The organism is Actinoplanes nipponensis (assembly GCF_016862275.1).
GTDB classification, from domain to species: domain Bacteria; phylum Actinomycetota; class Actinomycetes; order Mycobacteriales; family Micromonosporaceae; genus Actinoplanes; species Actinoplanes nipponensis.
In genome coordinates this window covers 19,900-33,095 of sequence record NZ_BOMQ01000038.1, presented here as the reverse complement: position 1 = coordinate 33,095, position 13,196 = coordinate 19,900, and the positions used below count along the sequence as shown (strand labels likewise).

The window sequence follows — 13,196 nt, the reverse complement described above, 5'->3', positions numbered from 1 at the left end:
CGGGATCAGTTCAGGTAGAAGACCACGGAATTGTCGTCGAGGTCCTCGCGGCGGATGCCCAGCGTCTCCACCGGCACGTCGCCCGAGCGCTCCCACGGCGTGCCGACCACCTGGGCCCGCAGCAGCAGGACCGTGCCGACCCGGCGCTGGCGCAGGTACTCGATGCTCGCCACGTCCGGGAACGACGCCACCGCCCGGCGCATCTCCGACTGACGCTGCGGGGCGAACCCGCCGCTGCCGTTGGCCAGGTCCTGGAACCGGGACGTGGACCAGAGCATGACGGTCTGGTCGGTGAGCGCGGTGCTCGGCAGCACCAGCATCGGGCCGGTCAGGGTCCGCATCGCGGCCGGCTGCGCCGGCACGACCGGGTGGGCGGTCGCGCTCCAGGTCTCGACCAGCACCAGCAGCAGCGGCACGAGCGTGGCCAGGCGCAGCCACGGGCCGGGCCACGGCGGCATCCGGTGCGCGGCCAGATGCTCGGCCCGGCGGACGAACTCGGCCACCGCGCCGGCGGCCAGGACGGCCAGCAGCAACGTCACCCACAGCATCAGCCGGCCGGGGATCCGCACCCCGAAGGACGAGGGCAGGTGGCCGAAGAGCGGCAGGTAGGTCCAGCGGCCGGTGAAGAACGTGGTGCCGAGGGTGAGGATCACGCTGACCACGACGGCGACCAGCAGCAGCAGCCGGTGCCACATCCGCCAGACCGAGAACACCAGGCCGACCAGCGCGAGGGCGTACAGCACGAAGCCGGGCAGCAGGGCCATCTCGGCGGGCCAGCTCAGCGACTGCCGCGGCACGGCGTGCGGAGCGCCCCAGATCCGCGACTCGGCCGGGCCGATCAGCAGGCCCCGCAGCGGGGCCGAGAAGAACCCGATCTCGGTGCCGGCGGGCGCGGTGTCCGGCACCCGCAGGTACGGCAGCGCGATCAGCGACCCGACCCCGGCGAAGATCAGCCCGCCCAGCAGATCGGTGACCAGCAGCCGCCAACCGAGCACGGGCCCCGTCGACCGGCGGCGCAACCGGCGCACCAGCACCGCCAGGCCGACGATCACGCTCAGCGCGCCGAGCACGTAGGCGAACGGCAGGCCGAGCGAGAAACCGAGGCTGAGCTGCCAGGTGGCGACGAGCCAGCCCACGGCGGCCCAGCCGGCGTGGCGGCGGCCGGGGCGGAAGCCGTACCGCATGGACCAGCCGTGGCCGCGGGCGAGCATGGCCAGGGCGAGCGGGATGCCGCCGGCGGAGATGATGTCGAGGTGCCCCTCCTGGGCCAGCCGCCACGGCGCGTACGCGAACGCGACCGCACCGACCAGCGCGCCGGTGCGCCCGGCGCCCAGCTGGCGGATCAGGGCGTAGCCGCCGATGGCGAGCAGGGCGTGGGCGAGCACGAAGAGGATGTTGTAGCGCAGGACGGCGGCGAGCGGGCCGCTGCCGAGCATGCCGGCGGGCGCATAGCCGAGCAGGCTGTCACCGAACGCGAAGCTGTACGGCTCCGGGAAGAAGGCGTTCGACTGCCAGAGCCGGGCGGGGTCGGTGATCAGGATGTGTCCGGCCCAGGAGATCTGCCACGCCTGCCGGGACGGATCCCAGATGTCCTGCGGGAACGTGTGCATCGGGTAGCGCAGGGCGGGCCAGGTCAGCAGGACGGCGAGCAGCAGGGAGCCGTAGGTGACCAGGGCGTACTCGTGGATGAGGGCGCGCCCGGCGGCGCGGGCGGCCCGGCGGATGCGGCCGGGGGCCCGGTCGGAGGTCTCGGCGAAGGCGGTCCACGGGTCGGGCGGGGCGCCGGGTGGCCGGGTCGACGGGAGCTTGGGTTTGCGGCGGCGGGTGGGCTTGCCGGCGGGGGGTGCTTCCTGGTCGGCCTTCGGAGCGTCTTTGCCGTCGCCGTTGCCGTTGCCGTCGCCTTTGGGGGAGGCGGTGGGCGCGGTCTTGGTCGTGGGGCCGGCGGCTGGGGTCTCGCCCGGGGCGGTTGACGCTGCTGCGGTCGGGGTTTGTTCCGGGGTGGTGGCCGTGGTCGATGTCGCGGTGGTCGGACCTTGGGCCGGGGCGGTTGGGGATGTCGCGGCCGGCTGAGCGGGGGCGGCCGCGGCCGCCGGGGTTGTTCCTTGGCCTGGGCCGGGTGGTGGGGTCGAGGTCTTCCCTCGGCCGGGGTCGGTTGGTGGGACCGGGGTTGTCCCTCGGCCGGGGTCGGTCGGTGGGACCGGGGTTTTTCCCCGACCGTGGGCGGTGGGTGGGTCGGCTGTTGAGCCGTTGGTCGGGAAGGCGGCTTCGGCGTCCGCCGTCGAGCCGGGAGCGGCTGCGCCCGGAAGGCGCGGGGAACTGGTCGGGGAGTCCTTCGTGGACCGGTCGGGCGGTGGCGACGGGTCCGCGCCCGGTGGGACCGCCGGGCGGAGGGCGCCGGGCGCGCCGGGGTCGGTCTTGGTGGCCCGTCCGCGTCGCAGGCCGGCCCATCGGCGCACCGGCTTGGGTGGACGGCCGCCCACGGCACCCGGGGGTCCGTCGGCGGCGGGGTTGTTCGTGGTGGCGGGGTTGTTCGTGGCGGCTGGGTTGTCCGGGGCGGCCGGGAGGTTGGAGGCGACGGTGCGGCCCGAACCCGGGTCGGCTGCCGTCCCCGGTGCGGGCGCGGCCGCGGTGGAGTCGGCGCCGGCCGGCGGCGGCTGCTCGGTCGTCATGCTGCTCCCTCGTACCCCTGCCTCAGCCGTACCCCTGCCTCAGCCGGACGTCCGCCTCAGCCGGATGCCCGCTCGCGCAGCAGCGCGATGTCGGCGGACTGGCCCTCGACGCCTCCGGGCGTCTCGACGATCGCCGGTGCGCCGGCGGCGCGGATCGCCGCCACCACCAGGTCCGGATCGATCTTGCCATTACCGAGGTTGTCGTGCCGGTCACGGCCCGAGTCGAAGCCGTCCTTCGAGTCGTTGGCGTGGATCAGGTCGATGCGGCCGGTGATCGCCTTGACCCGGTCGACGATGTCGAGCAGCTCCTCGCCGCCGGCGTGCGCGTGGCACGTGTCCAGGCAGAAACCGGCCCCGAACTCGCCCACCGCGTCCCACAGGCGGGCCAGGTTGTCGAAGCGGCGGGCCATGGCGTGGTCGCCGCCCGCGGTGTTCTCGATCAGGATCGGCAGCGGCAGGCCGCCCTCCTTCTCCGCGTACGCGAAGGTTTTGCGCCAATTGTCGAATCCGACCGCGATGTCGTCGCCGGCGTTGACGTGCCCGCCGTGCACGATCAGGCCGCGCGCGCCCACTGCGGCCGCCGCGCGGGCGTGGGTGAGCAGCAGCTTGCGGCTCGGGATGCGGATGCGGTTGTTCAATGTGGCCACATTGATCACGTAGGGGGCGTGGATGTAGACGTCCACGTCGGACGCCTTGAGGGCGGCCGCGTCCGGACGCTCCGCCGGGGACTTCCAGCCCTGGGGATCGGCCAGGAAGAACTGGACGGCGTCGGCGCCGCGGGCGGCGGCCGCGTCGAGGGGTTCGGCGGGATCGACATGGGCTCCGATGCGCATGGGTCCGAGCCTACGACGCGGGTACGACGATCACCGCCCGTCGTCATGTGGCGACGTTGCGCGTCACCGGGCTCGTCGGCGCTTCGTTAATCGAGCGGATCACACATACCTACGTACCGGTGCGAACCGGTGTGAGCTGGGAGAGCGCATGTCGCGGCAAGTCCGAAACCGTGTGACGGCGACGGTGCTGGGTGGGCTTCTGCTCGGCGCCGCGCTGCTCACGACCGGCACGGCCAACGCCGAGCAGGTCGAGGGCGGCGGCCGCCAGGTGGTCTTCGCGGGCGGCGGGGTGCTGGGCCTCTCCTGCGGGTCCACCCCGTCCGTCGAAACCCTGACCGTGCCCACGGAAGGCCGGGTGCGGCTGGTCAACCGCACCGGGCGGGGCGCCCGGCTGCTGCTGAACGGCGAGTCCAGGGGCGCGATCGCCAACGACGGCTCGACCGAGGTGGTCTTCCGGCGCGGCACGACGGCGGTGACCCTCGATCCCAGCTGCGCGGTCACCGATCAGACGACGCCGGTGCTGGTCACGACCTCCCCGGCGCCGACCGAACAGCCCGATCCGATCCCCGTCCCGGTCGACACCGCGTCGAACCCGGCCGCGCCGCCGGTGGCGACCAGCGGGCCGGGCACTCCGGACGCGCCGGCGGACAGCGGCTCCGCGCTGCCCGACTCCGTCGCGCCGCCGACGCGGCCGCAGCGCCCGCCGGCCACGGCGGCCGGGCGGCCCACCAAGGCCCGGCCGGGGAAGGCGCACACCAACCGGGGCGCAGCCCACTCCGTGGCCACGGCGGCCCAGGCCATGCCGCAGGGCGGTGCGGTGCCACGGCTCCGGACCGGACCGGTCAGGGCTACGGCGGGAGCGCCCGTCCCGGCGTTCTCGGGCATGCCACCCGGTGACGACAAGACGCTGTCTCCCGGCGTACCCGCCCTTGATCTGCCCTCGTCGCCGCCGGTGGCCGCCCCGGCCCTCCCGGCTGATCCGGCCCCGGGCACGGTCGCGGCGGAGCCGGTCGCGGCGCTGCGGCCGCTGCCCGAGTCGCAGCCGATCGGGTTGCTCGCGGTGATCGCGATGGTGAGCGTGCTGGGCGTTGCTTTGGCCATCATTCGGGCATTTGTGTCGGAACGTGCATCTCGGGCAAGCGTGGCGTAGACTACCTCCCAGAAAGCTCCGCGGGGCGGCCGTTCCAACCTCATCGGTGTGGTCGTTCCTCCCCAGGTCCCACCCAGCGAATGCGGACCGGGCGCCCCGCGGCTTCCACCTCGAAGGGCTCCGTCCGTGGACGGGGCCCTTTTTGGGTACCCGGCTCCGCGCGGGTATGCTGGCTCGGTTCGCAATGGGTCAGCCGTGGGCGCCGCCCACGGTTTTCTGTTGCGGGCGACACAAGACCTCCTGCCACGGAGAGACCGTGGCCGTTCAGCCCACAGGAGGTGAGAACGTCTTGCGTCATTACGAACTCATGGTGATCCTCGACCCCAGTCTCGAGGAGCGCACCGTTGCACCGTCGCTCGACACGTACCTGAACGTGATCCGCACCGCGGGCGGCTCGGTGGAGAAGCTCGACGTGTGGGGCCGTCGCCGGCTCTCGTTCGAGATCAACAAGAAGGCCGAGGGCATCTACGCTGTCGTCGACCTGCAGGCGACGCCGGAGGCCGTGGCTGAGCTGGACCGTCAGCTCCGCCTGAACGAGTCGATCCTGCGTACCAAGGTCATCCGGCCCGAGACCCGCTGACGTTCGTTTTTGTCAGGGGGCTCTGGGAGCCTCCTTGCAGAACGCATGAAGCGGCGAGGAGAAGATCATGGCAGGAGAAACCACCATCACGGTCGTCGGCAACTTGACCGACGACCCTGAGCTGCGCTTCACCCCCTCGGGGGCGGCAGTCGCCAAGTTCCGCATCGCTTCGACGCCGCGGACGATGGACCGGCAGTCGGGCGAATGGAAAGACGGCGAGCCACTCTTCCTCGCGTGCAACGTCTGGCGTGACGCCGCCGAGCACGTCGCCGAGTCGCTGCAGCGTGGCGCTCGGGTGATCGTGCAGGGCCGGCTGCGCCAGCGGTCGTACGAGACCCGCGAGGGCGAGAAGCGCACCGTCTATGAGCTCGAGGTCGACGAGATCGGCCCGTCTCTGCGCTACGCCACGGCGAAGGTGCAGAAGATGTCCCGGTCCGGCGGCGGCGGTGGGGGCGGCTTCGGCGCCTCCGGCGGCGGCGCTGGTGGTGGCAACCGGCAGTCCAGCGGCGGCGGAGGCGGCAACAACTTCGACGACCCCTGGGCCACGGCGGCCCCGGCTTCCAGCTCCCGTCCCGCCGGCGGCGGTGGCGGCAGCAACTCCTCGTTCGACGACGAGCCACCTTTCTAAGCCCGTACGGGTCATGATTTCAGGAGTCAAGAGCTATGGCTAAGGCTGCGGCACTTCGCAAGCCGAAGAAGAAGGTGAACCCGCTCGACAAGGACGGGATCACCTACATCGACTACAAGGACACCGCGCTGCTGCGCAAGTTCATCTCCGACCGCGGCAAGATCCGCGCTCGGCGGGTCACCGGCGTGACCTCGCAGCAGCAGCGGCAGATCGCCCGCGCGGTCAAGAACGCCCGCGAGATGGCGCTCCTGCCGTACACGGCCACGGCGCGCTGAGGGGAGGCACCGATATGAAGATCATCCTCACGCAGGAGGTGTCGGGCCTCGGCACCCCCGGCGACATCATCGAGGTCAAGAACGGCTACGGCCGCAACTACCTGCTGCCGCAGGGCTTCGCCATCCAGTGGAGCAAGGGCGCCGAGAAGCAGGTCACGGTCATCAAGCGGGCGCGCGACGCCCGCGAGATCCGCGACCTGGGCCAGGCCAACGAGGTCAAGGGCCAGCTCGAGGGCCTGAAGGTCACGCTGACGGCGCGCTCCGGCACCGGCGGCCGCCTGTTCGGCTCGATCACCCCGGCCGAGATCGTCGACGCGGTGAAGACCGCCGGCGGTCCCGCGCTGGACCGGCGCCGCCTCGAGCTGGCGTCGCCGATCAAGACCACGGGCGCCTACCAGGTCCAGGTCAAGCTGCACCCCGAGGTGACCGCGTCGTTCCCCGTGAACGTCGTCGCCGCCAAGTAACACGGCTCACCCAGAGCGCGCCGGCCCTTCGGGGTCCGGCGCGCTTTGTCGTTCCCGCCTCCGCGGCCGCGGGGCCGGCGGTGATTTGCTCGTCAGCTGAGGGATTGGCCGGTGATGGCGGAGGTCAGCACGGTCGCCAGCCCGCCGCCCATCACCGCGGCGGCGAGGCCCACGCTCGCCGCCTTCCAGGAACCGCTCGCCCAGCGCAGGCCCACCGCGACCAGCATGCTCAGCACCAGGGACAGGCCGAACTGCGGCGCGGCGCCGGCCAGGGTGTCGAGGGCATGCGCCTGCTGGGGACCGTTGAGCACGAGCATGTAGAGCACGAAGAGGACGACCGGCACGCCGTACCAGACGACCGTGTAACCCACGGCCGCGAGCGGACCGCCGGTGTCCTCCTCGAGCTCCTCGTCGGGTTCGAGCAGGTCGTTCTGCCGGGCGGACGGCGACGGCAGCGTGCTGACCGGGCGCCGCTCGTAGGTGCCGGCGGACGAGGTCATCACCCCGCGCGGCGGCCACTGGGTGTCCGGCGGATCCTGCCAGCGCGCGCCGGTACGCGCGATGACCTCCGTGGCGCCCTCGGCCGCCGAATTGGCCGCCGGCACCTTCACGGACGCGGACGCGCCGTTCCTGGACGGCGGCCGGAACGGCACGAAGTCTGAGGTGCTGATCCGCCGCGACTCGCCGTCGGCCAGCTCGCTGCCGGCGCTGAGCTCGCGCCGCCAGTCCCCGGTGTTGCCCTCCCGGTAGGTCGCCGAGCCGCGGCCGGTGTCGTCGGCCCCGGCCTCACGCCAGGCGCCCGGCTCGACCCGCGGGCGGATCTCGGTCGCCGCGTCGTCGGCCACCGGAGGTTCGCCCTGCTCGGCGCGCAACTGGTTGCGCCAGGCGTCGGTGCGGGCGGCGGCCTGGGACTCGGCCCGCCAGGCCCCCGGCTGGGACGACACCGGCGCGGCCGCCGTACCCGACACCGGACGGGCGGCCGTACCGCCCTCGCGCCGCCACGAGTCGGGCCCGGCCACGGACGCACTGCCGCGGGGACGGTGATCCGGCGGCGCCGACATCGGGGACGCCAATTCGTCCGGATCGCTGTCGTACGCCTCGTCCGGGTCGACCGCGGCCCGCCGGCGCTGGGCGGGCGGCGCCGACATCGGCGTGCTCTCGTCGCGCTCCCACCCGTCGGGCTGATCACCCTCACGCCACGACGCGGGCTGCGCCGACACGGGCATGTCGGCCGCGCGCGGCCGGGACTTCGGGGCGATCGGGCGCGTCGGGGCCTCGCCGTCGCGGCGCCAGATCTCGGGATCGAGCGGCGGCTCCGCGCTCGCCGTCAGCTGGAGGCGCGCCGGCCGGGTTTCGGTGGCACGGCGGCGACCGCTGCCGTCCGGGTCGGCCGGCTCGCTGCGGACCCGCGCCGGCTCGTCCCGTTCGCGGCGCGCAACCGCGTCGCGGCTCTCGATGGCGCGCCGACCGCCGCCGTTGCCACGGTCGTCGTTGCGGGGACCTCGGCGCGGGCCTCGGTCATCATCCTCGTCGTCTTCGTCCTCGGGCTCCTGCCGGTGCCACTGGCCGGTGTCGCTGTCGCGCAGCCACACATCCGACTCGGGGTCCCGGTGCCAGGCGCCGGACGCGAGCTCCTGCTGCCAGCTGGTGTCCCGCTCGCGGCGCCGGCCGCGGTCGGCGTAGTCCCGCGGCGTGTCCGGCCCGCGGTCGAACTCCGGCCGCGCCGGGCCGCGCTGTCCCTCGAGACCGCGCGGGATACCGCCGCTGCGCTGGCCACTCTCCGGGCCGCGCCGGGTTTCGGGCCCGCGCGGCAGGTCGGCCTCGCGCCGGGCCCGGCGCGGGCCGCGGGGCGCTTCGAAGTCGCGCGGTGGCTCCGCGCCACGCCAGGCTTCGGAGGCCGGCTCGCGGAAGGCCTCCTGGCCGCGGCGCGGGGCCGGGCCGGGCTCGAGGGCGCGGGGCGGGCGGCCGCGGCGCGGCTCCCGGAAGTCTTCCTCGCCACGGTCCGCTTCCCCGCCACGGCCCGGAATGGCTTCTCCGGCGTAGCCCGGTGCCGGGAAGGCTTCTCCGCGGCCCGGTGCCGGGAAGGCTTGTCCGCGTGCCGGGAACGCTTCTCCGCCGCGGCCCGGTGCGCCGGTGCGCGGCTCGGGGCCGGGCCGGGGGCCGGACCAGCGCTCGATCTCTCCCCCGCGGGGCGGCGCCGCGCTGCGGGACGCCGGGGGCTCGATCTCGCGTCGGCGCGATCCGGTGTCCGCGCCTCGACCGCCCTCGACGCCCTGCTGCCAGGAGCCGGTGTCGGTGCGGCCGGTGTCCGGGCCGCGCTGCCACGATCCCGTGTCGGTGCGCCCGTTCTCCGACCCGCGCTGCCAGGAGCCGGTGTCGCTGCGGCCGGCGTCCGGGCCTTGACGCCAGGAGCCGGTGTCGGTGCGCCCGTTGCCCTGGTCGCGCTGCCAGGAGGAGGGCTCGATGCGGCCCGACCGGCCGCCGACCTCGGTCTCGCGCTGCCAGGAGCCGGTGTCGGTGCGGCCGCTCTCCACCGCGCGCTGCCAGGAACCGGAGTCGGCCCGGGAGCCGTTCTCGGATTCGCGCTGCCAGGAACCCGTGTCGCCGCGGCTCCGGCGGCCGGTGGCGGTGCCGTCGCGCTGCCAGCTCCCGGTGTCGGTGCCCTGCTGCCAGCTGCCGGTGTCGGTGCGGCCCGACCAGCCGCCGGCGCCGGAATCGCGGGGCTGCAGCGGCAGCGGGATGACCCCGGTCTCGGCGGCGCTCTGGGCCCACGGGTCGACCGGCGGTCCGGGCTCCGGATCACGACGCCAGGAGCCGGTGTCGCGCCAGCCGTCGGCCCGGGCCTCGTCGCCACTGCGCCAGCCGTCGGCCGCCGGCGGTGTGCGCCAGCTGTCCGTGCGGGGCTGATCGGTGCGGGACTGGTCGCCGCTGCGCCAGCTGTCGGTCACCGGCGGGCTGCTCTGCCAGCTGTTCGTGGTGGTGCTCGTACGCCAGCCGTCCGTCGCCGGCGGCTCGGTGGCGGCGCGGCGCCAGGCCGGCTCGTCGGTGGTCGCGGGGTCCGGGAACGCGGGGATGCTGCCGGTGTCGGTGTGCCCGGCCCAGTTGTCGGCGTCGGAACGCACCGTCCAGCCCGTACCCCCGCTGGTGCGGGATCCGGCGTCGGGCGCCCGGCGGCGCCCCACCGGCGGCCCGTCGGCCGGCCGGGCCTGGCCCGCGGCCGACTCGCGCCAGGCGGCGCGGTCGTCCTCGCGGACGAGGTGGCGGCCGTCGTCGATCGGGGCCGACCAACTACCGGCGTACGACGTGGGCGCGCTCGGTGGCGGCGTCGGCCGGCTCTCCCCGGGCTCCCGCCACGAGGGCTCGGCCGCCGGCCGGCTCGTCTCGGTGAAGGCCTGCCAGCTGGGCCGGCTGTCCCACGACGGCCGGGCGTCGGGCTGGCGGGGTGGCGGCGCGTCGGCGGGCGGCCAGGGCGGGGTGGCGCCGGCCGAGGTGAACTGCTGCCACGCCGGCCGCTCGTCGCCGCGCGCCGGCTCCCACGGCGGGGTGGCTCCCGGCTGACTGTGCCGGGTCTCGCCGGGCTGCTGCCATGACGGGGTCGCGTCGGGCGGCTGCCAGCCAGGAGTTGCGTCGGGCCGCTGCCAGGCCGGGGTCGCGTCGGCCGGCGGCCGGCCGGGGGCCGCGTCGGGCGGCTGCCAGCTCGGGGTCGTGCCGGGCTGATCGTCGGCGGGGGTCGGCCAGGCGGTGCCGGAGATGGCCGGGAGCCTGGTCGGGGCCTCGGCCTGCGGCGGGATGACGCTCTCCGCGTCGCCGCTCTGCCAGGCCTCGGTGGTCTGCCGCCAGCCGTGGGTGCCCGAGGCGGAACGCCACTCGGTGGTCTGGCGCCAGCGGGCACTCTCGGCGGTGGACCGCCACTCGGAGGTCTGGGTGCGCCAGCCCACGCCCTCGGCCGGCACCGCGGGGCGTCCCGTGGCCGCGACGTCCGACCAGCGACTCACCGTGCCGGCGGACTCACCCGGTGTCTCCGGGTTCTGCGCCCAGGCGTCGGCGCGCAGCGACCAGGCCACGGCCTCCGGAATGGGCTGCATGCTGCCGGTATCGGCCGGCGAGCCGGTGCCCCACACGGTGGCGCCGGGCTCGGCGATAGCGGACGAATCGGGATCTTCCGGGCGCTTTGTGGGTGTCCAGGAGTCCGACGCGCTCCTTTCGCGCGGCAGGCGGGCGCCGTAGTCCCACTCCCGTTGGTCCACGAGAAAAGCGTGACGTGCCCGCGTCCGATCTGCAATGTCTGAGGACGACAGCTTGCTCACGAAGGCGTCTTTTTATCTCTCCACACGGTGGGGACGACAAAAGTGCTGCTCAGAAGGGGACATCCGGCTGAATCCCCAGGCGTTGTGCACAGGCTGTGCACAGGGCCGCGCACAGGACGGGCCGGGTTGTCCACAGGTTGTCCCGAGGCTCGTCCACCGGCCTGCTTGGGTCGATGACGTGCGGGTTCGTATGGTTACCGGCGCCGGATCATGTCCTCCCCGAGGGCCGGGCCGGAATTCCGATGATTTTGTGGCCCCCGTCACTTCGGCACTCGAAAGTGTCGTACCCGGGCTGTTTGATCACGGAGCAGGAACCACGACGGAGGGGTAGGTCGTCATGTCGATCACCGACGACGCACGACCGGACGCCCGGCCGCAGTCGCCACCCGGCGGGAAGCCCTCCGGCGGGCGACCGCCCGGCGGCGGCCCGCCGCCCCAGACCGGCGGCTTCGACAAGTCACCACCCCAGGACATCGCGGCGGAGCAGAGCGTGCTCGGCGGCATGCTGCTCTCCAAGGACGCGATCGCCGACGTCGTCGAGATCCTCAAGTCCCACGACTTCTACCGCCCGGTCCACGCGACCGTCTTCGACACGATCCTCGAGCTCTACGGCCGCGGCGAGCCGGCCGACGGCGTCACCGTCGCGGCGGCGCTCTCCGACTCCGGGGACCTGCAGCGCATCGGCGGCGTGCCGTACCTGCACACGCTCATCGAGAGCGTGCCGACCGCCGCCAACGCCTCGTACTACGCCCGCATCGTCTCCGAGCGCGCGGTGCTGCGCCGCCTCGTCGAGGCGGGCACGAAGATCACCCAGCTGGGGTACGGCACCGGTGGCAACGGCGGCATGGACGTCGACGACATCGTCGACCTCGCCCAGCAGGCCGTGTACGACGTGACCGAGCGGCGGGTCTCCGAGGATTTCGCGGTCCTGGCCGACATGCTCCAGCCGACCCTGGACGAGATCGAGGCGGTCGGCGCCACCAACGGCATGATGACCGGCGTACCGACCGGCTTCTCCGACCTCGACCGCCTGCTCAACGGCCTGCACGCCGGCCAGCTGATCATCGTCGCCGGCCGCCCGGGTCTGGGTAAGTCGACCGCGTCGATGGACTTCGCCCGCAACGCGGCCATCCGGGCGAACTGCGCCAGCGCCATCTTCTCCCTGGAAATGAGCAAGATCGAGATCGTGATGCGCCTGCTGTCGGCGGAGGCCCGCGTCCCGCTGCACGTGCTGCGCTCCGGCCAGCTCTCCGACGACGACTGGACCAAGCTGGCCCGCCGGATGGGCGAGATCAGCGAGGCGCCCATCTTCGTCGACGACACCCCGAGCATGAACCTGATGGAGATCCGGGCGAAGGCCCGCCGCCTCAAGCAGCGCCACAACCTGAAGCTGATCGTGGTCGACTACCTCCAGCTGATGTCCTCACCGAAGAAGACGGAGAGCCGCCAGCAGGAGGTCGCCGAGCTCTCCCGGGGCCTGAAACTGCTGGCCAAGGAGGTCGAATGCCCGGTGATCGCGGTCAGCCAGCTGAACCGTGGCCCGGAGCAGCGCACCGACAAGCGCCCCCAGCTGTCCGACCTGCGTGAGTCCGGCTCGATCGAGCAGGACGCGGACGTGGTGATCCTGCTGCACCGCGACGACTACTACGACAAGGAGTCGCCGCGGGCGGGAGAGGCGGACTTCATTGTGGCCAAGCACCGTAACGGGCCGACGGACACGGTGACGGTGGCGGCGCAGCTGCACCTGTCCCGCTTCGTGGACATGGCGATCGTCTAGTCCCCACCTGCGCTCCGCACAACGACGCAAGCCCACCTGTCCTCATCCCCGTCGTAGATCGACGTACCCGTGGGAAACACGACCGTTCCGACGCCCGGCAGCGCAGCCTGGAGCAACGTGTCGTCATCGTGCACATGGATCACGGGTAAGGCTTCGGACGCTGCGAGCGCCCGAAAGATTGCGGTGGCGGCGAGTTCCTCGACGTCGGCGCCGGTGGCCGGGTCGATCCGGCACCCGCCGGTCTGCCACAGCCGCAACTCCACCTGGTAGGCATCGGGCGCCTCGAACTCGCCGTCCGGCCGGAACGGGGCATCGGAGAAGTGCGCCGTCACCGGCCCGCCGAACTCGCCGTCGGCGCCCTGGACGAGCCGTGCGGTGTCGACGAAAAGCCATGGCCGTTGATCGCGTATCTCGGTCCGGCCGCCGATCAGCCCCGCGGCGAATGCGGCTATCTCGACCGGTGAGCCGTTGCTGTGAACGAACAGCTGTTCACGGACTGTCATTGGTCAGGCG

The 13,196-nt window shown here is 73.5% G+C and carries 10 protein-coding genes; 6 read left to right on the top strand and 4 right to left on the bottom strand.

Features of this window, described 5'->3' with window-relative positions; translation table 11 throughout:
• Nucleotides 1–5 precede the first annotated feature (5 nt).
• Together Ani05nite_RS41080 and Ani05nite_RS16370 are read right to left on the bottom strand one after the other, a co-directional pair.
• A complete protein-coding gene (locus Ani05nite_RS41080; RefSeq protein ID WP_239130059.1) occupies nucleotides 6–2,669 on the bottom strand; it encodes a hypothetical protein in 2,664 nt (887 codons plus the stop codon).
• Nucleotides 2,670–2,725: 56 nt separating this feature from the next.
• Nucleotides 2,726–3,502 carry a deoxyribonuclease IV gene (locus Ani05nite_RS16370; RefSeq protein WP_203769234.1) on the bottom strand — a complete coding sequence of 259 codons (777 nt, stop codon included), beginning with the start codon at nucleotides 3,500–3,502 and terminating at the stop codon, nucleotides 2,726–2,728.
• A 148-nt stretch (nucleotides 3,503–3,650) separates the two neighbouring features.
• Here Ani05nite_RS16370 and Ani05nite_RS16365 point away from each other — a divergent pair, with 148 nt between their 5' ends.
• From Ani05nite_RS16365 to rplI, 5 genes are all read left to right on the top strand, one after another.
• A complete protein-coding gene (locus Ani05nite_RS16365; RefSeq protein WP_203769232.1) occupies nucleotides 3,651–4,652 on the top strand; it encodes a hypothetical protein in 1,002 nt (333 codons plus the stop codon).
• Nucleotides 4,653–4,941: 289 nt separating this feature from the next.
• The gene (gene rpsF, locus Ani05nite_RS16360; protein WP_023563150.1) at nucleotides 4,942–5,232 is read left to right on the top strand and encodes a 30S ribosomal protein S6; all 291 of its coding nucleotides are present in this window, start codon (nucleotides 4,942–4,944) and stop codon (nucleotides 5,230–5,232) included.
• Nucleotides 5,233–5,299: 67 nt separating this feature from the next.
• Nucleotides 5,300–5,860, top strand: coding sequence for a single-stranded DNA-binding protein (locus Ani05nite_RS16355; protein WP_203769230.1), 561 nt, complete (start codon nucleotides 5,300–5,302; stop codon nucleotides 5,858–5,860).
• 35 nt (nucleotides 5,861–5,895) lie between these two features.
• Complete coding sequence (gene rpsR, locus Ani05nite_RS16350) at nucleotides 5,896–6,135, top strand: 30S ribosomal protein S18 (protein WP_007073789.1); 240 nt, start codon at nucleotides 5,896–5,898, stop codon at nucleotides 6,133–6,135.
• 14 nt (nucleotides 6,136–6,149) lie between these two features.
• Nucleotides 6,150–6,599, top strand: coding sequence for a 50S ribosomal protein L9 (gene rplI / locus Ani05nite_RS16345; protein WP_203769228.1), 450 nt, complete (start codon nucleotides 6,150–6,152; stop codon nucleotides 6,597–6,599).
• Between the two features lie 92 nt (nucleotides 6,600–6,691).
• Here the strand turns inward: rplI and Ani05nite_RS16340 are convergent, their stop codons facing one another.
• Nucleotides 6,692–10,684, bottom strand: coding sequence for a hypothetical protein (locus tag Ani05nite_RS16340; protein WP_203769227.1), 3,993 nt, complete (start codon nucleotides 10,682–10,684; stop codon nucleotides 6,692–6,694).
• A 559-nt stretch (nucleotides 10,685–11,243) separates the two neighbouring features.
• Here Ani05nite_RS16340 and dnaB point away from each other — a divergent pair.
• Nucleotides 11,244–12,683, top strand: a complete 1,440-nt coding sequence (gene dnaB, locus Ani05nite_RS16335) for a replicative DNA helicase (RefSeq protein WP_203769226.1) — start codon at nucleotides 11,244–11,246, stop codon at nucleotides 12,681–12,683.
• Here dnaB and Ani05nite_RS16330 read toward each other — a convergent pair.
• Nucleotides 12,680–13,186, bottom strand: coding sequence for a hypothetical protein (locus Ani05nite_RS16330; protein WP_203769225.1), 507 nt, complete (start codon nucleotides 13,184–13,186; stop codon nucleotides 12,680–12,682). The two genes, dnaB and Ani05nite_RS16330, sit on opposite strands and share 4 nt — an antisense overlap.
• Between the last annotated feature and the right edge of the window lie 10 nt (nucleotides 13,187–13,196).

Bases quoted from the DNA above. Each gene is read 5' to 3' on its own strand.
- Ani05nite_RS41080 (WP_239130059.1), bottom strand. From the start codon at position 2,669: ATGACGACCGAGCAGCCGCCGCCGGCCGGCGCCGACTCCACCGCGGCC.
- Ani05nite_RS16370 (WP_203769234.1), bottom strand. From the start codon at position 3,502: ATGCGCATCGGAGCCCATGTCGATCCCGCCGAACCCCTCGACGCGGCC.
- Ani05nite_RS16365 (WP_203769232.1), top strand. From the start codon at position 3,651: ATGTCGCGGCAAGTCCGAAACCGTGTGACGGCGACGGTGCTGGGTGGG.
- Ani05nite_RS16355 (WP_203769230.1), top strand. From the start codon at position 5,300: ATGGCAGGAGAAACCACCATCACGGTCGTCGGCAACTTGACCGACGAC.
- rpsR (WP_007073789.1), top strand. From the start codon at position 5,896: ATGGCTAAGGCTGCGGCACTTCGCAAGCCGAAGAAGAAGGTGAACCCG.
- rplI (WP_203769228.1), top strand. From the start codon at position 6,150: ATGAAGATCATCCTCACGCAGGAGGTGTCGGGCCTCGGCACCCCCGGC.
- Ani05nite_RS16340 (WP_203769227.1), bottom strand. From the start codon at position 10,684: ATGCAGCCCATTCCGGAGGCCGTGGCCTGGTCGCTGCGCGCCGACGCC.
- dnaB (WP_203769226.1), top strand. From the start codon at position 11,244: ATGTCGATCACCGACGACGCACGACCGGACGCCCGGCCGCAGTCGCCA.
- Ani05nite_RS16330 (WP_203769225.1), bottom strand. From the start codon at position 13,186: ATGACAGTCCGTGAACAGCTGTTCGTTCACAGCAACGGCTCACCGGTC.